Raw genomic sequence first — 20,081 nt, 5'->3', positions numbered from 1 at the left:
CCTGCATTATTCATGAAGACTTTGGAAAATCCTCGAAAGCCTTGGCAAGAAGTTCATCTAGCGATCTGGCTGAAAAACAGTCTGTTTTTTGAGATGTCCTCACAATCAGGTTTTTGCCAGTTGGTGAATAATGCAGGCTAGGGGGAGCGATTCTCATATCAAGTCAGCTTAAATGCACCTAATGTAGAAGAGTTGCGATTGCTACCCCACTATGCCCAAACGAATCAGCATTATCCCCCATCTGAGTATTGACGAATTAGAACAACGCTACCGTCAGGCAACTGATGGGATTGAGCGCTCACACTTCCTGTGACTAAAAGGGAAGGAGCGGCTAAATTGGTTTCTGCTCGCGGTAAAATAGCTGATTGACGCAGTGCGCCCAGCATTTCGGCCGTAAATTTGCTTAATTTCTCCTTTTCCTCGTCATAATAGCGACGTACAGATTGCAACACTTGCAGAAAACCAGTCCGGTTAAAGCGCGGTTGCACGGGAAAATAGGTGCCACCATAGAAGAGAATTAAACTATCGGGTGTTAGGAATACATTCAGAGGCCAACCCCCTTGACCGACCATCATCTGCAATGCTTGCATATAGATACTATCGATGTCCGGTCTTTCTTCGCGATCAACTTTGATCGGCAAAAGATACGGCGTTGTCAAATTGAAAGATGATCCGAATCAGCTTGGAACTCAAATTACTTTGATAGCAAGGATTGCATTGCATCTTTCATATTCTGATCTGACAACCCCAAAGATACTGATTGAGATAATCGGCAATGGCCCGACCGGAAAAAGCCTCTCCTTCCATAACCGTACACCAATGACAGCTAGAATAACCGATCGAGAGAAAGATCGGTTTATCTTTTCTCCTGGCAATTTCTAGGGTGCTGTCACACCAATACCACCGATCGATCGGGTTTTCGGCGTGTTTTCGCAGGTAAAGACTTTCGGATGCAGCCAGATGATTAGCGATGGGAAAAGGGGTATTTTTGCTCTTGCTGCTTATTAGTTTAAGCTAATTAGAGACTAACTGGAATCAAGCCTCTGCTCATGCTGAAAACTTCGATCGCCCTAGGATTTTTTCTCACTCAATCTTTGCCCCTTAACCCGCAAGTGCAGGGGGTGGCTAATCATTTAATTGGGGTTATGGATACGACGCAACAAGCGCAGACTAACCCCCGCATTGCTAAGGTGCAAATGACTACCTGTGCCGTGGATTTTTCCCCCAAACAGGATAGTATTTATCTTTATCAGGAACAGGCAATTATCGATCGCTTAAATCAACCCTATCGTCAAAGAATTTTAGTCATTCAACCTAGCCCCGATAATTCCACTGTGGAATCAAAAGCTTATAAGTTAAATAATGCCCCTAACTTTATTAATTTTTGTAACAAAGACTTGACAGAAAGAAAATTAAATGTCTCAGATTTGGGCGAGTCGGTGTGTACTGTGTTTTTAAAACCGATAGCGGGGGGTTATCGGGGAGAAACTCCCCCCCAGGGTTGTCCCACTAATGCCAGAGGTGCGGTGAAAATAACTAATACAATTATTCTACATTCCCAGGGCATGGATACCAGCGATCGAGGTTATGATAGCCTTGGCCGGCAGGTATGGGGAGCGCAGGATAATTTCTATCAATTTCGCTGGCAAAAACCCTAAAATCGGCTTTCCTGTTTCATTAATGCCACATCGGCAGCAAAATAGGTCAAAATCAAATCAGCCCCAGCTCGTTTCATACTGGTTAAAGTTTCCAAAATCAGGCTTTTTTCGTCAATCCAGCCCTGTTTTGCCGCCGCTTTAATCATTGCGTATTCACCACTGACGTTGTAAGCGGCGACGGGAAGATGGCTACTATCGCGCAGACGACGGATAATATCGAGGTAGGCCAGAGCGGGCTTAACCATAATAATATCTGCCCCTTCTGTTATGTCTAAACTGGCTTCCCGTAACGCTTCCCGACTATTAGCCCCATCCATTTGATAGGTTTTCTTATCACCAAATTTTGGTGCTGATTCTAAGGCATCTCGGAAGGGACCATAATAAGCAGAGGCATATTTAGCCGTATAAGCGAGAATTCCCACATCTAAATAGCCAGCCGCATCTAAAGCTCGACGGATCGCCCCAACCCTACCATCCATCATATCGGAAGGAGCGACGAAATTAGCCCCGGCCGCCGCTTGCGAGAGCGACATTTTCACTAAAACTTCTAGGGTTTCATCGTTGAGAATTTTCCCGTCCTCCACAATACCATCATGACCATAAATCGAAAAAGGATCGAGGGCTACATCGGTGATAATAATTATTTCAGGGACTTCTTTTTTGATCGCTTTCACTGCCCTTGGCACTAAACCATCGGGATTATAACTTTCTCTACCGAAATTATCTTTTTTATCTTCGGGAATCAGGGGGAAAAGAGCGATGGCATTAATGCCTAAATTATAAGCATTAACTACTTCTTTGAGCAATAAATCGAGGGAATAACGATAACAATCGGGCATAGAAGGAATAGCCACCTTTTGATTTTCTCCCTCCATGATAAAGAGGGGATAAATCAAGTCATTAACGGTTAATTCAGTTTCACGAACAAGACGGCGAATCGCTGGAGTATAACGAAGACGACGGGGACGAATCAGCATGATAACAGCGAGTTAAAAATAAAAAGTAAACAGTAAATAGCTGGTTTTGCTCTAGTTTTTTACCTAGGCAAAAACCGGGGATAGGACGATCAAATAATCCTGATCCCCCTGACTAATTAGTGAAAATCGGGACTATGACGAATCAAACTCATAAACTCTTGACGAGTCTTAGCAGAATCGGCAAAAATACCGCGCACGGCACTCGTAGAAGTCCAAGAACCGGGTTTTTCAACCCCGCGCATTACCATACACATATGAGTCGCTTCAATCACCACAGCTACCCCTTGAGGTTGTAGTAATCCTTGCAAAGCATCGGCAATTTGTGCGGTTAAACGTTCCTGTACTTGCAGTCGTCTGGCGTACATTTCACAGATGCGGGCAATTTTCGATAAACCGATCACTTTCCCGTTAGGAATATAGGCAACATGAGCGCGGCCGATAATTGGTAAAATATGGTGTTCACAGGAGCTAAAAATATCGATGTCTCGGATTAAAACCATCTCGTTAGCATCCTCGTGAAAAACTGCCCCATTCAGCAATTCATCCAGGGATTGCTGATAACCAGAAGTGAGAAATTTTAGGGCTTTTACTACTCGTTTGGGAGTGTCTCGTAAACCTTCGCGATCGGGATCTTCTCCTAATCCTAACAGCAGTGTTCGTACCGCTTGCATCATCTCGGCTTCCGATACCGGCGATTTAGGTTCGGTAATCACTTCGGGAAAGTGATTGTAGTCATCATTGTCAAAAATTGCTTTGGATTTAGCTAAGGTCATAGATATTTTTCCGGACTCCAATAGTTAATTGATCGGCAAAGTTTTCTGATTTTACCAATGTCAATAAATACCCTTTGCTAGAGTATTTATTTTTCTGGGCATCTAGACGATAACTAATGAAAGCTATCGGGTTATTCCCTCGTCTTTGGGGTTATCTCCGGTGCGGAAATATTGAGGGCAGGCAGAGTTCTACTACATAATTAGTCTATCTTGTCAAGTAGTTCGTTTGTTTGCTATCTTGGACTTCCTAGAATGATAATCGTTATCATTTTAACAAACAATTTAGATTTACCAACAAAAATTTTGTCGCCAGATAAAATAGTCCCGTTGAGTTATTTAACTTATTTTGAAGAGATAGGCAGATTTTGCGATTTTATCGCTTATATTCAGCAATATTCCTGATTTTATGGTATTCTTCCTCCGAGTATAAATCCGCCGGAGAAGCAAGGCGATCGAGAAAGAGGATTCCTTCCAGATGATCGTATTCGTGTTGAAAGATGCGCGCGACAAAATCCCTGAAAACTTGACGGATTTCCCGACCATTGCGATCATAATAGGCCACCTCAATCCACTGATGACGGGGGACAAAACCGCGCCAATTGGGGACACTGAGACAACCTTCCCAACCCTTGACCATTTCCTCGCTCACCTGCAAAATGCGAGGATTAATCATGGCAGTGGCCTGCATGATCGGAGCGTCGGGATAACGAGGATTGGGGTGAGAAGCAACGATAAACAGACGCAGAGATCGAGCAACTTGGGGCGCGGCAATTCCTACCCCGTGGGCAGCTTGTACGGTGGTAATCAGGGAATCGATCAAATTTTGACAGTCAGCATCGAGAAGATTATCGATCGCTGCTGCTTTTTGCTCTAGAATTGGATTTCCTAATTGGGTGATTGTTAAAACTTGCGTCATCTGTCTAAAGATTAATTGTTTTCCTCTGAAAATTATTTTATCGTCAACGGCAAAATCTCGCTAAACTGATAAGGTTTCCCCGCAGCAGCACTAGAGCAACTTTGTTAATCAAAATTAATCGTGGATAGCAGCGCCCAACAACTTTGGCATAATCTCCTAGAGCGTCTAAAATTACTATTAACCCGTCCCGCTTTCGAGACTTGGTTTCAAACGGCGACGGTTAAAGAATGGCAAAACGATCGCTTAGTAATTCAGGCTGCCAATCCTTTTATTCTTAACCATCTTCAGAAAAATTATCTGTCAACAATTGCTGAAGTAGTGGAGGATATCGTCGGTTATCCCGTCGAGATTCAATTAACGGCACAACAGGGCGATTTGATCGCTATTTTCCAGCCCAACACTAGCTTAGAATCAGAATTATCTCCCACCAATCAACTTAACCCTAAATATAATTTTTCCCGTTTTGTTGTCGGTCCAACTAATCGCATGGCCCACGCAGCTGCTTTAGCGGTGGCGGAATTACCCGGACGCGAATTTAACCCGCTTTTTCTCTGTGGTGGGGTGGGATTAGGTAAAACCCATTTAATGCAAGCGATCGGTCATTATCGTCTAGAATTATATCCTCAATCTAGGGTTTTTTATGTATCGACGGAACAATTTACGAATGATTTAATCACCGCTATCCGTCAAGATAGTATGGAAAGTTTTCGTAATCATTATCGCCATGCTGACATATTATTAGTGGATGATCTGCAATTTATTGAAGGAAAAGAATACACTCAAGAAGAATTTTTTCATACCTTTAATACCCTGCACGAAGCGGGAAAACAGGTGGTTTTAGCCTCCGATCGCCTGCCCAAACAGATTCCCAGTTTACAGGATCGTTTAATTTCTCGCTTTTCTATGGGATTAGTCGCCGATATCCAAGCACCGGATATCGAAACTCGTATGGCAATTTTACAAAAAAAGGCCGAGTACGAAAATCTGCGTCTCCCACGAGAAGTTATCGAATATATTGCCGTTAATTATACTTCTAATATTCGCGAATTAGAGGGGGCATTAATCCGGGCTACTACTTATATTTCTATCTCCGGATTGCCGATGACGGTAGAAAATATCGCGCCGGTTTTAAATCCACCAATGGCCAAAATTGCCACTTCTCCTGAGATTATTATGGCGGTAGTAGCGGAAAAGTTTCAACTCTCGATCGCTGATCTAAAGGGAAATTCCCGCCGACGAGAAATTAGTTTTGCTCGACAGATTGGGATGTATTTGATGCGTCAACACACGGATTTAAGTTTACCGCGCATTGGCGAAGAATTTGGCGGTAAAGATCACACCACCGTTATTTATAGCTGTGATAAAATCAATCTTTCCCAACATCAAGACCGACAATTACAAGACATCTTAGCCCAATTAATCGAGCGAATTAACTCCCTCAGTCGCAATCAGTAGTCGGGGCGAATTATGAATTATGAATTGGGGAGATGGGGTTTTTCAGTAAACAGTAATCAGTGAACTGAAAACTCACATCTGATAACTGATAACTGATAACTGATAACTGATAACTGAGATTAACTACAGGACAATAAACTGGCAATTGTAGCGAGGAGACGAGCGGTCATGGGTAAACTATCGATCACCATAGCTGTACATAATAACATCATGTAAAGAATGGAATATTTAAACAGTGATCGAGCCATGTCCCGATCAAAAGGATTCTGTTTTAATCGCCAAGCTTTTTTCAGGAAAACAAACCCTAAAACCAAAGCCGCTACACCATAAACCACACCACAGGCAGCCAAGGGATAAATCAGGAGGAAAGTGAAAGGAACGACGATTAAAGTATAGAGCCAAATCTGCTCGCTAGTGGCTTCTTCCCCTTTAACCACGGGCATCATCGGGATATCTACTTCTGCATAATCATCCTTGATCATTAAAGCTAAAGCCCAAAAATGGGGAGGAGTCCAAAGAAAAATAATGGCGAATAAAATCCAGGGAATCCAACCGAGATCGCCCGTTACTGCCGCCCAACCGACGAGGGGAGGAATCGAGCCAGCTGCGCCACCGATAACAATATTTTGGATACTATGACGCTTGAGCAGATGGGTATAAATCAGCATATAAAATGCGATGCCGGTCATTGCTAAAAATCCGCTCAAAGTATTGACAAAAAAGACAAAAAGTGCTAGGGAAAGGGAGGCTAAAACGAGGGCAAAAATGAGGGCGTGGAGGGGTTGCACGCGACCGGAGGGGATCGGACGGGCGCGAGTACGAAGCATGGTGTGATCGATGTCGCGATCATAGATGCAGTTTAAGGTTTGAGCGGCGGCGGCGGCAAGAGTGCCACCGAGGAGGGTAAGAAAGAGTAAGAGGGGGGAAACCTGACCTTTGGAGGCGATTTCCATAGAAGCGGCCGTAGTAATCAGCAGTAGAGGAATAATTCGGGGTTTGGTGAGTTGATAATAACTTTTAGCGACTTGTAAAAAATTATCGTGGTGGCGAAGGGCTTGAGTTCCAGTCATCGTGATTAAATCCTTAGAGATGGCTTATAAGTAATGGGACAAAATTAACTTCTTGGTTAGGATGGGCAAAAGGCAAGAGGCAAAAGGCAAGAGGTGTTTAGATATGTGCAATTAATTGTGTCTGGTTACTTAGGTGCGAAAGAACGATCGCGAAGGGCAAAAGTGGTAAAAGCGACGAGGGTTGCCACCAATAGCGCACCGATGCTGTGGTGGGTAATGGTTAAGGGTTCCACCTGGAGATGTAGTTTCAGGGTGGCAACGCCTAAAAACACCTGTAGGGCGACTAATCCCCCGGCACTAAAAGCTAGTTTTTTGAGGAGAGGATGGATAGCGGCAGCTCGCCAAGCGAAGAAAACTAGGGTTAACACCGAGATAGTGGCGGGAAAAACCCCGATAATGTGGCTATTCATCACCGTGCAGAGTTGGGAAACCGTTAAACACTGATGGGCAGCCCAACGGGAACCGACAAGACCGCCGAGGAGACATTGCAGATAAACTAGACCGGTAGCGACCATTCCCATCCCGGTTAGTTTCCCGACCATACCTGTGCCACGGTAGGGAGTCAGACCGATAGCAATGACGATTAGGGTGGCAAAAAAGAGCAAAGCTGTGGCTAAATGGGCCGTTACGATGTCAAATCGCAGTAATTGGGTGACGGTTAATCCTCCCAGGACTCCTTGCAGGAGAATTAAAGCCAAGGCAGCGATCGCCGAGGGCAACAGCCAAGAGGGAAGATGGCGACGATACCACCAAGACAGACCGACAAGAGCGATCGTACTAAACCCGATCAAAGAGGCATCGAGACGATGAAACCACTCCAGAAATACCTGTAGATTCATCTGCTGACTGGGAATCCATTGACCGTAACAGAGAGGCCAATCGGGACAAGCTAAACCGGCGTTCATAACTCTGGTGGCAGCGCCCACCACCATGAGGGCGAAAGTAGCGATCGCAATTTTCCAGACTAAGCGGCGCATCCACACCTGAATATTACCAGTTTCTCTTAGGGGTGTCGGGTTAAAAACAGATTCGGTCATCGGTTTGCCTGTTCTCAAGGAGTCTGTCATCAAAGATACTGGCTTGGTTTGCCAGTTAGTTATCACTGTGAATGAGTTTTTTTACGACAGGTAAAACCTTTTAGATATTCTTTAGATTTCTGGCCATTTCCGTTACATTTGTTTACATAAACTCAGAATAAAACATAAAAATTAGTTATTTTAAATACTTTCCCTGAAAACGATCCCAAAGAAAAGATAAAATTCTCAGAAGATGCTGGTTAAATTTCCCATCTATAGGGGAATCATGTTTTAGCCTTGAATAAGTAGCCACTATTAAAAATATTGAAAAGACCGTGAAAATTCCCAGCAGTATCCTGACGCTCGTACTCGGGATCACCTTAACCTTAATTAGTCTCTGGTATGGCCAAAATCATGGCTTAATGCCTGTGGCCGCTTCTGAAGATGCTCAGGAGATAGATAATATCTTTAATCTGATGATGACCATCGCCACGGGACTATTTTTAATAGTTGAAGGCGTGATTATCTATATAGTGATTCGCTTTCGCCGCAAACCGGGGGATCAAACCGACGGGCCGGCAGTGGAGGGCAATGTCCCCCTAGAAATCTTCTGGACAGCCATCCCGACGGTAATCGTTTTTATCCTTGCCGTCTATAGCTTCGAGATTTATAACAATATCGGCGGTCTCGATCCCTTGATTTCCAAGGGTGGCAAAGGAGAAATCGCCCACCACGGTCATCACCACGGCACGATGATGGCCATGGGCGGCGATCGCAGAGTAGCCCTAGGTATCGGCAATTCCTACGATGGTGAAGGAGTTCCCCCCCTAGTGGTCAATGTTAAAGGTATTCAATACGCTTGGATCTTCACCTATCCCGAAACCGGCATTGTTTCCGGAGAACTGCACGCTCCCGTCAATCGTCCCGTGCAACTGAATATGGAAGCAGGGGATGTGATCCATGCTTTCTGGGTTCCCCAATTGCGTCTAAAACAGGACGTTATCCCCGGACAGGAAACGGTGTTATCGTTCACATCCAACCAAATTGGTCAATATCCGATCATTTGTGCGGAACTTTGCGGGGCCTATCACGGCGGCATGAAATCTAGCTTTGTGGTTCACTCCCAAGGGGATTACGACCAATGGGTGCAGGATAACACGATCGCCGAAGTTGACAGCGATCGAACTGTAGCCATGACCACTAAAGATCGCTCTGATAGTCAATATTTGACCCCCTACACCGAAGAAATGGGCATCGACGCTGAAATCCTCGCCCAAGTTGCCCATCAGCAGCAAATGTAATTTTTCTTGTCATCTAAAATCTTGGCCTTATGACAGCATCAACGGAAATAACCACCCCAGCAACCGTTCCCGAGGTGATCCATCACCGCAAGTGGACGGATTACTTTACTTTCTGCACCGATCATAAAGTCATCGGTATTCAATATCTGGTGACTGCCTTTCTTTTCTTCTTTATTGGCGGTGCTTTCGCGGAAGTGCTGCGGACAGAATTAGCCACTCCCGACCCCGATTTCGTCTCCCCAGAACTATATAACCAATTCATGACCATGCACGGAACGATCATGATCTTTCTTTGGATCGTTCCGGTTGGGGCGGGTTTTGCCAATTATCTCATTCCCCTGATGATTGGGGCGGAAGATATGGCTTTTCCTCGTCTTAACGCCGTGGCTTTCTGGCTTAATCCCCCCGGCGGGCTGCTATTATTATCCAGTTTCTTTGTCGGCGCACCCCAGTCCGGTTGGACTTCCTATCCACCTTTGAGCTTAATTAGCGGCAAATGGGGCGAAGAATTGTGGATTTTGAGCCTTTTATTGATCGGGACTTCTTCGATTTTAGGCTCGATTAATTTCATCACCACGATCCTGAAAATGCGGATTCCTGAGATGGATTTGTACAGTATGCCGCTATTTTGTTGGGCAATGCTGGCCACCTCGACTCTGGTACTGCTTTCCACCCCCGTTCTCGCTTCTGCTCTCGTTCTCTTGTCCTTTGATTTAATCGCCGGCACGAGCTTTTTTAACCCTGCCGGCGGCGGCGATCCGGTGGTTTATCAGCATATGTTCTGGTTTTACTCCCATCCTGCTGTTTATATCATGATTTTGCCCTTTTTCGGCACGATCTCGGAGATATTACCAGTTCATGCGCGTAAACCGATTTTTGGTTATCGAGCGATCGCCTATTCCAGTCTCACCATCTGTTTCTTGGGTTTAATCGTTTGGGCCCACCATATGTTCACCAGCGGCACCCCCGGCTGGTTACGGATGTTTTTCATGGCGGCAACTATGTTAATCGCCGTTCCCACGGGCATTAAAATCTTTAGTTGGTGTGCCACTCTTTGGGGGGGTAAACTTAGTCTCAATACGTCTTTATTATTTGGGATCGGTTTCCTGTCTTCCTTCCTCATCGGTGGTTTGACCGGGATTATGTTGGCTTCTGTTCCCTTCGATATCCACGTCCACGATACCTATTTTGTCGTCGGTCACTTCCACTATGTACTATTTGGTGGTACGGCAATGGCCCTGTTTTCTGCCGTTTACCATTGGTTCCCGAAAATGACCGGACGGATGTATAACGAGACTCTCGGTCGTATCCACTTTGTTCTCAGTTTTATCGGTTTGAATTTAACTTTCATGCCGATGCACGAATTGGGATTATTGGGTATGAACCGTCGTATTGCCCTGTATGATGTGCAGTTTCAGGATTTAAATGTTCTTAGTACCGCAGGGGCTTATATTCTCGGTATATCGAGTATTCCCTTCGCTATTAATATGGTCTGGAGTGCCTTTAAAGGTCAACCCGCCGGCCGTAATCCTTGGCGCGCTTTAACCCTAGAATGGCAAACCTCCTCTCCCCCAATTATCGAGAATTTCGAGGAAATGCCGATTCTTTGGTCTGGCCCCTACGATTACGGTATTGATATGGAAGAATCGGAAGCAGAGGAATCAGTACAAGATCTCCTCGCCGAAGTGGGCGCCGAATCCCAATAATTATGGGGGATTAGACCTGGGGGTTGGGTGTTGGGGTAGTGGGGTAGTGGGGTAGTGGGGTAGTGAGGAATTTAGCTGAAATTTCCCTATCTCCCTATCACCCTATCTCCCTATCACCCTATCCCCCTATCACCCTATCCCCCCATCTCCCCACTCCCCGTCTCCCGTGTAAACTAAGGATATTCAATTATGCAAGGTTCAACGCTCGAAGATTCTCAACTATCTGTCAATTATCATCAAGAAACGGTGGAACACGGGCATCATGGCCACCCAGATCATCGCTTATTCGGTGTGGTTTTGTTTCTAGTGGCGGAAAGTTCCATCTTTTTAGGCTTATTTGCCGCTTTCTTGTTCTATCGTACCATGTTACCCGTTTGGCCCCCCGCCGGCACGCCAGAATTAGAGTTAACCCTACCGACAATTAACACGATTATTCTGGTGTCCAGTAGTTTTGTTATGCACATAGGACAAAAGGCGATTAAACAAAACAATAATGCCGGTTTACAATTGTGGTTCGGTATTACTGCCCTGATGGGAATTATCTTCCTTTGTGGTCAAGGATACGAATATTATCACGCTGAATTCGGTCTGACAACTAATGTTTTCACCAGCGCTTTTTATGCCTTAACCGGATTCCACGGTCTCCACGTTACCTTCGGTTTAGTGCTGATTCTATCTGTCCTCTGGCGTTCTCGTCAAAAAGACCACTATTCTAGTCAATCTCACTTTGGTGTGGAAGCAGCAGAATTATACTGGCATTTCGTCGATGTGGTCTGGATTATCCTGTTTTTACTGGTGTATATCTTACGCTAATTTTTGTTATTTAGTAGGAGAAAAGGGCGATCAAGTGATCGCCCTTTTTTGTATATTTCAATTTATAAGTAGTCGTACAAAATAAATTTCCTAGTGGTGAGAGGGAACTCCAGAACTGCGGAACGGGCAACAGAAAAGAAATACAGCGATTGTTGCTTTACGGAGAAATGGGTAATTAATTTTGTTTAGGTACTTAGCAATTCCTATACTGGTGAGTAGAGAACAGAGCCAATTGATAACTAATATAGGTGGGTTACGGCGAATACTAGATAATTTTCCCTAGCATAAATTGTCGTCGCCTAACCCACCCTACACCTAAAATTAACGACGACCGAATAAACTCCAACCTTTGCCACCACTAACGGCCGGTTCAGGTTTTTCAGCGACGGGAGCAACTTCTGCGGGGGTTTCCTCACCGGAAAGATTAGAAAGATCGTAGTTTTCTACTAGGAAAAGAGACGCTTTTTCAATAGTAGAATAATCCCAGAAAAGGGTAGAAGGTAACTCTTGACCTACCCAATCTTCTAGATCACCCACCATCGTTACCGCATCGATCGAATCTAAACCATAACGGGTTAAAGGTTCAGTCACATTAATCGTTTTTACATCCAAAGATAACTGATCGGCTAACTGTTTAACTAACCAATTTTGTACCAGATTATTAAGATTGGAGCTGGAGTTCATGGGTTTTTTCCTCGGTAGTTTGTGAAGGGGCTAATTGAAAAGGGGCGATCGAAAAATGTTGATTTTCTCGATATAATTTCAGCAATTCTTGGGCAACATTTTCTACATACACCTCAGACAGAGTGTAAGGTAGCGGCCGGAGAGTTCGCAGTAATCGGTGTAAACTCAACACCAACCATTCCCCCCGGGCAAAAAATTCACCCAAGATGGAACGATTATAAAGCCAAGTGTGTAAACAAGCAGAAGCGGCGTGTAAAGTACAGTATTTCTTGGCAATCTCGAACAATTCGGGTGATTGGTCGTGACCATACTCGAATTTCGATTGGCTAATCTGTTCATCGTGAGCATTTAGTTCCTCTAAAACTAAATTACCCAACATCAATAGATTTTCTAATACCTCCGGGTCCACCTCCTGAGAATCTTTCAATCCCTGTAGCATATCAAGGGCAATCTCTAAACCTTGCAGGGAATCATCCATTCCCCGGCCAAATAATTCTAAATTATTGGGTTCAAAGGGAGGAACTGACTTTTCTAGGCTAAAAATCGCCTCTAAACGGGTTTTTAACGCCGACATGGTGCGCGAGTTGCGTTTAGCCCGATATTTGGTTAAAGGACGCAATTGTAGGATTAAAGCATGAAGATTGACGATCGAACTGCCGTCAAACATACTGATAATCGAATTATCCCGCAGTAGCTTCTGGAAGATGCCGAATTCGTGTTCTTCTCGCATATAAAAACGCGACCCCAAGACCACATAAACACTATTAACCATCTCCTCCAGACGGACGGTGACAAAATATTTTACCACCGAAGCCCAGACGCTAAACTGTTCGGGGATAATATGAAAACCTCTCGCGGCCGGAATCGTCTCGCAATCACAAATGAGGATGTCAAGGAAAGCATCCACGAGAGTGCGCCGGGGTTGGGGCAAATCCATCACAGTTTTGTTATAAATTACCCGATTAACGGCAAAACCGAGGGTAGTTCTTAAAGCGGTATCGGCTGCCCCGTGGGAAAAAGCAGCGCACAACATTCGGGTAATTTGGAAACCTTTCAGGGCTAATTCTAAACCGTCTCCCTCCTCGCGTAAACGCATGGAATCGGGGACGAAACAATCTTTAAAACCAATGCCACTCATATCCGAGGCCCGCACGCCATGAGTGTATATTTTCGGCAAATTATAGTATTTTTCGGGGTCTAATTGCCGTTTATCGACCATAAATAGGGTTAAACACTTTGGCCCGCCGTTAGCATCGGTTTTCGCCAAAATAAAGGAAATTCCAGAGATAGTCGCCCGGTTAATCGGCCATTTCTCACCATTGAGAATATAACCTCCTTCCACCTTCGTCGCAGTCAGATCACCATTGATCAGATCGCTGCCGTGTTCCTTTTCCGAGTAACCCAGACACATCGCCCCATAGTCATCCATGATAAAACGGGCGAGCTTCTGTTTCTGTTCTGGGGTTCCCGCCATCCAGTTTAAAAACGACCAGAATAGGGTAGTAAAAGCGATGCCGATAGTTTGATCCCGTCGAGAAAGTACCCGCACAAAAGCGACAAATTCCTCAAAAGAGGTGAATTCGCCGCCGCAATCTGTGGGAATGTAGTAGTGTTGGAGTTTCCAGTCGTATAACCAGCGAATTTCCTCGTGGGGAAATTCTTCGCTCTCGTCAATTTCGATCACCCGCTTGTAGGATAGAGGGTTATCGGGATTGAGAGGATCGCCTAAGTCTTTTTCCAGTGCTTCAGCAGTCCAGTATTGCTTAAGCTTTTTCATAGTGCCTCTAGGACAGATACAATGTGTTTTTGGTCAATGCCTTCGGTTAGAAGACCCGACCATGCACAAAAATTAATGACCATTCTAGACTTTTGGCCGTACAATGGCAACAATTCTTAATTTCCCCTTTACCTTAAATGTGCTAGAAACGCCTTGGGTGGGGTGCTAGACTACCCTCCCTCTACGGTAATTATGCCCAAATTGAGGTGATGAAACCGCCTTACTTAAGGGGGTGTTAGACCGATGGGGGGGATAGGTAGGATAGAAGGGGTTGATAGACCGCAGGGAGCGGTTTAATTAATATTTAGATGCCTCCATGGCCAACTTGAAGTGAGAGTATATGTTGAAAGAAACTACTTATTTGCATAAGTTCAATTATTTTCTTGGATTGGTTCGAGAGATTGGTGGCTGGGATGTTCTATGACTTCGGCGTGAGATCAGTAGTTCGACAAGCTCACTAACACGAACGCTCAGTCGAGCCGAGGAAGAGACTATCAGTATAGACCTCGTTTCCACACATAAACCAGAAGAGCCGCTAGTTTTCCTAGCCATTGCCTCATAACTGATATATTTCCTGAAAAACTGGGCAATCTAGGACTAGACAGCATCGTGATAAAGGGGATAAGACTTTGGACTCTGCTAACGCTCAGAAAATTCTCGGCTATTTCATCGAAGAAGCAAAAGAACACCTGGAAACTTTGGAACAGGGGATTTTAGACTTAGGCAATCTCGTCAACAACCATGAACAGATGAACGAGATGTTTCGTGCCGTCCATTCCGTCAAGGGGGGGGCGGCCATGTTAGGTTATGGCAGTATCCAAAAAACTGCTCACCGTCTTGAGGATGCTCTTAAAATACTGAAAGAAAATCCCCTAGAAGTGGATCAAAAATTAGAATCTTTGTTCCTCAAGGGTTATGATCTGCTTCAGATATTGATCGATAAGCTGCAGAGTCCCTTGGGTTTGCAAGGCGAGGAAGCTGACGCTATCGTTAAAAACGGTGAAGCAACTTTTGCCGAATTACACGCCCATCTTAACTATCTTCTGGGCCAAGTAAAATCCACCCCTGCTATTGCGGCGGCCTCTTCTATTTCTATCAGCGTCAGAGATATCCTCAAACAGATGTTACAACTGTTCAAACAGCAAGAAACCAGCGCTTCCCGTCAGCAATTACAAAAATTAGTTTTACCTCTGTCTCAATTGGCTTCAGAACAGCAACAATGGCAATATTTAGTTAAAAATGCCCAATCGGCCCTGGCTAACCCCAAACATTCCTATCGTACTCTCGCCCCAGTTATTATTAAGGAATTAAAACAAGCTAGTGATTTATTAGAATGGGGTCGCGGGGAAGAAATCACCGTCAGTCAAGAATTGCAATTATTAGCCACCGCCAAATTACCACAAATCCTGATTACCCTGGAACCGGAATTAGTAGCTAGTACGCTGATACAAATGTTCAATCGCCAACAGGTCTCGCAACTGGTACAGTTATTACAAACGAGACGTTAACAGCTGCCCCGGCGTAACTAATTGTGCGCCAACCGAGGTGGCAATAATCCTCGATGGTGAATTGGGGTAGAGCCAAACCAGAAAAAGCTAAGATATGGCAAGATAAAAACTTAATGCTGACGGCTGACAAATATCAGACCTGAGGCAGCATCTCTTGAGTCACCAGTCAAGCTGGGATTTACTGAGAGTAAGTGATCTGCTAGAGTTTTAACGTTCGTTAAATTTCTCGGGCAGAGAAAACAAACAAAACCATAATGGTGTTACTGGGTGTGTGGAAGTGCTTAAAAATCTCAATTTTTCGAGGCGATACTCCTCGCTGGCCCTGCTGCTGGCTATTTTCGGATTATTTCACGGGACGGTCATGGCCCAAGAAGAACCCCCAGAGACGGTTTTTCCCCGCGTCGAGCAGCTAGTACAGTCTCCTCCCGCGACGGGAGAAACTACTCCACCCGTGGCACCACCGACGGAAACTCCGCCGGAAACCCCAACGGAAACCCCAACCCCTCCAGAAACTCCCCCAACCTCCCCACCAGCGCAGGCCGAGGAGTCGCGAGTTTTGGTGGCTGAAGTGGTAGTACAAGGGGCCGATCGAGAATTAGAAAATCTAGTTTATAATACCATTCGCACCCGACCCGGACGAAGCACGACTCGATCGCAACTACAAGAAGATATTAACGCCGTTTTTGCCACGGGATTTTTTGCCGATGTGCGTGCAGTTCCCCAAGATACGCCCCTAGGGGTGCGAGTTACCTTTGAGGTGCAACCTAACCCCGTTTTTCAGGGTGTACAGATTCAAATTGCCCCGGAAACCGTGGACAAATCGATTTTACCTGCCGGGGTGGTCGAGGAAATTTTCGCCAGTCAATACGGCAAAACCCTGAATTTGCGGGAATTACAGGCGGGGGTAAAAAAAATCAATGACTGGTACAGCAAAAACGGCTATGATCTAGCCCAGGTGATTGGTGCGCCGCAAGTCACTCCCGATGGTCGGGTGATTCTGGTCATTTCCGAAGGTTTAATCGAAAAAATTCAAGTACGTTATTTTAACGTCGAACAGGAACCGGTCAAGGCTAAAACCAGAGAATTTATCATTACTAGGGAAATGCGCCTAAAAGCGGGGGATATTTTCAACCGCAATACGGCCCAACAGGATTTACAGCGTGTTTTCGGTCTCGGTTTATTCGAGGATGTGCGTCTGTCTTTTTCCCCCGGCAGCGACCCAAGGGAGGTGATTGTTAACGTCGATGTGGTGGAAGGTAATACTGGTTCCGTGGCCGCTGGGGGTGGTATTAGCTCGAATGCGGGCCTATTCGGGACTGTTAGCTATCAACAGCGCAATTTTGGCGGTAATAACCAAACTTTAGGGGCAGAAGTCCAGTTAGGGGAACGGGAATTTTTATTCGATCTGAGTTTTTCCGATCCTTGGATTGCCACGGATAATTTCCGCACTTCCTACACAGTGAACGTTTTCCGGCGACAGTCGATTTCTCTAGTTTATGATGGCGAAAATTCCTCAATTCGGACGCTGAACGATAACGATAGTCCCCGTATTGTCCGGACGGGTGGCGGTATTACTTTTGTCCGTCCTTTGGCCCCCGATGTGTTTACGAAACCAAAATGGGTGGTTTCCCTAGGCTTTAACTATCAACAGGTACAGGTGCAAAATGCCAATGGTGACATCTCCCCCCTGTCGGCACCTCTCAATGGTTTTGGCAGTCAACAACTGGCGTTTAGTTCCTCTGGGACCGATGATCTACTTTCCCTCAATTTTGGTGCTATTCAAGATTTTCGCGACAATCCCCTGCAGCCCACCAGTGGTTCTTTCCTGCGTCTAGGTTTAGAACAAACTGTCCCGGTTGGTTCTGGCAGTATTTTCGGAACTCGTGTTCGGGGTAGTTACAGTTACTTTATCCCCGTTCGGTTTATTAATTCCTTTAATCTCTTTGAAACCGATATCTTTAAAGGTCAGCAATCCCTCGCTTTTAATGTGCAAGCAGGGACAGTATTAGGTGATTTACCCCCCTACGATGCTTTTATTGTGGGGGGTAGTAACTCTGTACGGGGTTACGCCGAGGGGGAAGTGGGTAGCGGTCGCAGTTATTTTCAAGCGACGGCCGAATATCGTTTTCCCATTGTCGCAATTATCGGGGGGGCGTTATTTGTCGATTTCGGCACTACTGTTGGTTCCCAAGGGGATGTCCCCGGTCAACCCGGGATTGTCCGGGATTTACCCGGTACTGGTCTCGGTTACGGTTTAGGTGTTCGGGTACAATCTCCCGTCGGCCAAATTCGGGTTGACTACGGTTTTAATGTCGATGGTGGTTCTCGTCTCCATTTCGGTATCGGGGAACGATTCTAATCAGTTATCAGTTATCAGTTATCGATAAATTTAGTTCTTTTTGTTGTTCACGGATAAAAGCTTTATTACTTGATAATTATGGTTTCTACTATCGCTAAACAATTTGAATTATCGGGAATTGGCCTGCATTCGGGGGAAATAACACGGGTGCGCGTCTGTGAGGCAAACCCCGGGGAAGGACGTTATTTTGTCCGCAGAGATTTAGCCAATCAACCGATTATTCCCGCTCTAGTTTCTTCGGTTTACCAAACGACTTTATCAACGGAATTGGGACAAGGAGAAGCAAAAGTTAGAACCGTTGAGCATTTATTAGCGGCCTTAACCGCTTTGGGGGTAGAGGATGCTCGCATTGAGGTGGATGGTGCGGAAATTCCTCTCCTTGATGGTTCGGCCAAAATCTGGGTGGAAGCGATCGAAAATGCTGGTTTAGATAACTCTTTTTCTCCATCAGATTTAACTATTTCTCAACCGATTTGGTTGTACGAAGGAGATGCTTTTGTGGCGGCGATTCCTTCCCCTGAATTACGTTTTACCTACGGGATCGATTTTACCTATAAACCGATCGGTAATCAATGGTATAGTTGGAGTCCTGATCAAGAAAGTTTTCAAGATGCGATCGCGTCTGCCCGGACTTTTGGTTTTGCCGATCAAATTGAGTATCTGCAAAAGGCTGGTTTAATTAAAGGAGGCAGTTTAGAAAATGCTTTAGTCTGCGATCAAAATCAATGGCTAAATCCTCCTTTACGCTTTGATAATGAACCAGCAAGACATAAATTATTGGACTTAATTGGTGATTTAAGTTTACTGGGAACCATTCCCACTGCCCATTACATGGCTTTTAAAGCCAGTCATAAACTCCACGTTCAATTAGCTCAAGCAATTCAGGGTTAATTATTTCTTGGATCAAGGGGACGAACTACAAAAATACCGATGGCTTTGTCAACTTTAGTGATATATTTTTTTAGGTCTTTAGCAATGGTAACTTGACCAGCAGGAGAGGCATGAATTAAGCCAATTTTGCCATCGGGAAAGCGATAAACTAGACCGGTATGGGTGGTATCTAAACCAGGGATATTAGTCACGACACCGATAATATATCCAGCCTGTAGTTGTGGGTAAATATCTTTAATCTTAGGGGTGGGAATATAGGTTAAGGATAAGCTTTCTAATTGCCGTTCTACCTGTTGAATACAATCGTAATTATTTTGAGTTTTTAACTGGGGATATAGAGGGCGGTTTTTGCTGATAAAGTTGAGCTTTTTGTTAAGAGTAATTCCACCTAATTTTTGAGTTATATTTTCCACATTACCTCGTTTTTGGTTGTCATTAATCCAATCGGAAAAGTAATGCAGACGACTACAATAACCATCGAGAATACCGTGGCGATAACGTTGATTTAAAACCTGCTGACTAAAAGCAGAATACTGATAATTTTTTAAAGCAAAATTGTGACTCAAAGCGAGAACTGTTTCCACAAACAGGACACAATCAAACTCTTTTAAAGAGATAAATAATTTTTCTGTTGCCGAGCGATTGAGTAATCCTGCTTGATATTTTGCTCCTAAAAATTGAGTGGCGATATTCTGGATTATATCAGCCATGGCTAGGTGATCGAGTTGTTGATTTTGAGCGTACTGCACCAGTTTTTGATAATTAGGATCGCTGACTTCTTGAGCAAGAATAGTTTCCGATCGAGCTATACTCAAGGGAATTAAAACAGGATTAATTAATAAATAGGGTAAAGTTATCCAATTAAAAAACATTGTCGATCGATTACTGAAAATAATAGGGTTTATCACCTACTAACACACATTAACTGTCAGAGTTATAATCTGCTGGGTTTAACTGGTATTTCTCATTGTATTCTACTACATAAGTAGGTGGTTATAATTAAATTAAAAATGGATTTTAGGTTCGATCCCCCCTGCCCCCTTAATCCCCCCTTAATAAGCTGTCCTTTAGTCACATCTTTCTTAACATTTCAAACCTTTGTCGCACATGGCTTTCAAGACTCGGTTAACAATCTGTAATATTCCTTGTTGACACCCTTACTGACAAAGAAAAAACT

General features: G+C 44.6%; 16 protein-coding genes and 2 pseudogenes. 8 read left to right on the top strand and 10 right to left on the bottom strand.

Annotated elements, in window-relative coordinates:
* Positions 1 to 305 precede the first annotated feature (305 nt).
* Both IM496_RS16475 and IM496_RS16470 read right to left on the bottom strand, forming a co-directional pair.
* Positions 306 to 647: pseudogene (locus IM496_RS16475) on the bottom strand (DUF255 domain-containing protein); the annotation flags it as partial.
* A gap of 106 nt (positions 648 to 753) precedes the next feature.
* Positions 754 to 972, bottom strand: a pseudogene (locus IM496_RS16470) (DUF255 domain-containing protein); the annotation flags it as partial.
* A gap of 77 nt (positions 973 to 1,049) precedes the next feature.
* On the opposite strand from IM496_RS16470, the gene IM496_RS16465 reads away from it, so the two are divergent.
* The gene (locus IM496_RS16465) at positions 1,050 to 1,658 is read left to right on the top strand and encodes a chromophore lyase CpcT/CpeT (protein ID WP_287662588.1); all 609 of its coding nucleotides are present in this window, start codon (positions 1,050 to 1,052) and stop codon (positions 1,656 to 1,658) included.
* Here IM496_RS16465 and hemB read toward each other — a convergent pair.
* The 3 genes from hemB to def form a co-directional block, all read right to left on the bottom strand.
* The gene (hemB, locus tag IM496_RS16460) at positions 1,655 to 2,635 is read right to left on the bottom strand and encodes a porphobilinogen synthase (RefSeq protein ID WP_194015180.1); all 981 of its coding nucleotides are present in this window, start codon (positions 2,633 to 2,635) and stop codon (positions 1,655 to 1,657) included. The genes IM496_RS16465 and hemB overlap by 4 nt on opposite strands.
* A 116-nt stretch (positions 2,636 to 2,751) precedes the next feature.
* On the bottom strand, positions 2,752 to 3,408 hold the full coding sequence (gene folE, locus IM496_RS16455; protein WP_002752393.1) for a GTP cyclohydrolase I FolE: 657 nt from the start codon (positions 3,406 to 3,408) through the stop codon (positions 2,752 to 2,754).
* Positions 3,409 to 3,781: 373 nt separating this feature from the next.
* A complete protein-coding gene (gene def, locus IM496_RS16450) occupies positions 3,782 to 4,324 on the bottom strand; it encodes a peptide deformylase (RefSeq protein WP_194015178.1) in 543 nt (180 codons plus the stop codon).
* Between the two features lie 120 nt (positions 4,325 to 4,444).
* On the opposite strand from def, the gene dnaA reads away from it, so the two are divergent.
* Positions 4,445 to 5,779, top strand: a complete 1,335-nt coding sequence (gene dnaA, locus IM496_RS16445; protein ID WP_104397277.1) for a chromosomal replication initiator protein DnaA — start codon at positions 4,445 to 4,447, stop codon at positions 5,777 to 5,779.
* A gap of 119 nt (positions 5,780 to 5,898) precedes the next feature.
* Here dnaA and IM496_RS16440 read toward each other — a convergent pair whose 3' ends face one another.
* Positions 5,899 to 6,849, bottom strand: coding sequence for a heme o synthase (locus tag IM496_RS16440; protein WP_194015174.1), 951 nt, complete (start codon positions 6,847 to 6,849; stop codon positions 5,899 to 5,901).
* A gap of 125 nt (positions 6,850 to 6,974) precedes the next feature.
* Positions 6,975 to 7,886, bottom strand: coding sequence for a COX15/CtaA family protein (locus IM496_RS16435; RefSeq protein WP_287662586.1), 912 nt, complete (start codon positions 7,884 to 7,886; stop codon positions 6,975 to 6,977).
* Between the two features lie 314 nt (positions 7,887 to 8,200).
* Between IM496_RS16435 and IM496_RS16430 the strand changes: the two genes are divergently transcribed.
* The 3 genes from IM496_RS16430 to IM496_RS16420 all read left to right on the top strand — a co-directional run bounded on the left by IM496_RS16430 (position 8,201) and on the right by IM496_RS16420 (position 11,685).
* On the top strand, positions 8,201 to 9,166 hold the full coding sequence (locus IM496_RS16430; protein ID WP_194015170.1) for a cytochrome c oxidase subunit II: 966 nt from the start codon (positions 8,201 to 8,203) through the stop codon (positions 9,164 to 9,166).
* 29 nt (positions 9,167 to 9,195) lie between these two features.
* The gene (gene ctaD / locus IM496_RS16425) at positions 9,196 to 10,872 is read left to right on the top strand and encodes a cytochrome c oxidase subunit I (protein WP_002748499.1); all 1,677 of its coding nucleotides are present in this window, start codon (positions 9,196 to 9,198) and stop codon (positions 10,870 to 10,872) included.
* 189 nt (positions 10,873 to 11,061) lie between these two features.
* The gene (locus tag IM496_RS16420) at positions 11,062 to 11,685 is read left to right on the top strand and encodes a cytochrome c oxidase subunit 3 (protein WP_002738397.1); all 624 of its coding nucleotides are present in this window, start codon (positions 11,062 to 11,064) and stop codon (positions 11,683 to 11,685) included.
* Between the two features lie 321 nt (positions 11,686 to 12,006).
* On the opposite strand, the gene IM496_RS16415 is transcribed toward IM496_RS16420, so the two are convergent.
* The gene (locus tag IM496_RS16415) at positions 12,007 to 12,369 is read right to left on the bottom strand and encodes an acyl carrier protein (RefSeq protein ID WP_194017089.1); all 363 of its coding nucleotides are present in this window, start codon (positions 12,367 to 12,369) and stop codon (positions 12,007 to 12,009) included.
* Positions 12,347 to 14,146 carry an acyl-CoA dehydrogenase family protein gene (locus tag IM496_RS16410; protein ID WP_287662583.1) on the bottom strand — a complete coding sequence of 600 codons (1,800 nt, stop codon included), beginning with the start codon at positions 14,144 to 14,146 and terminating at the stop codon, positions 12,347 to 12,349. Before IM496_RS16410 ends, IM496_RS16415 begins: the two co-directional genes overlap by 23 nt.
* A 629-nt stretch (positions 14,147 to 14,775) precedes the next feature.
* On the opposite strand from IM496_RS16410, the gene IM496_RS16405 reads away from it, so the two are divergent.
* The 3 genes from IM496_RS16405 (at position 14,776) to lpxC (ending at position 18,904) form a co-directional block, all read left to right on the top strand.
* Positions 14,776 to 15,654, top strand: coding sequence for an Hpt domain-containing protein (locus IM496_RS16405; RefSeq protein WP_194017087.1), 879 nt, complete (start codon positions 14,776 to 14,778; stop codon positions 15,652 to 15,654).
* Between the two features lie 361 nt (positions 15,655 to 16,015).
* Positions 16,016 to 18,013, top strand: coding sequence for a BamA/TamA family outer membrane protein (locus tag IM496_RS16400; RefSeq protein ID WP_228009756.1), 1,998 nt, complete (start codon positions 16,016 to 16,018; stop codon positions 18,011 to 18,013).
* A gap of 78 nt (positions 18,014 to 18,091) precedes the next feature.
* Positions 18,092 to 18,904: a UDP-3-O-acyl-N-acetylglucosamine deacetylase gene (gene lpxC, locus IM496_RS16395; RefSeq protein WP_194017083.1), complete on the top strand. Its 813-nt coding sequence runs from the start codon at positions 18,092 to 18,094 to the stop codon at positions 18,902 to 18,904.
* Here the strand turns inward: lpxC and IM496_RS16390 are convergent.
* Positions 18,901 to 19,776 (bottom strand): N-acetylmuramoyl-L-alanine amidase-like domain-containing protein, encoded by an 876-nt coding sequence (locus IM496_RS16390; RefSeq protein ID WP_194017081.1) that lies wholly within the window; start codon positions 19,774 to 19,776, stop codon positions 18,901 to 18,903. The genes lpxC and IM496_RS16390 overlap by 4 nt on opposite strands.
* Between the last annotated feature and the right edge of the window lie 305 nt (positions 19,777 to 20,081).

This window comes from Microcystis sp. M049S2, assembly GCF_020245625.1.
Taxonomy (GTDB): Bacteria; Cyanobacteriota; Cyanobacteriia; order Cyanobacteriales; family Microcystaceae; genus Microcystis; species Microcystis ichthyoblabe_A.
Note: the sequence above shows the minus strand (reverse complement) of the source record. Positions and strands in the feature narration are given on the sequence as shown.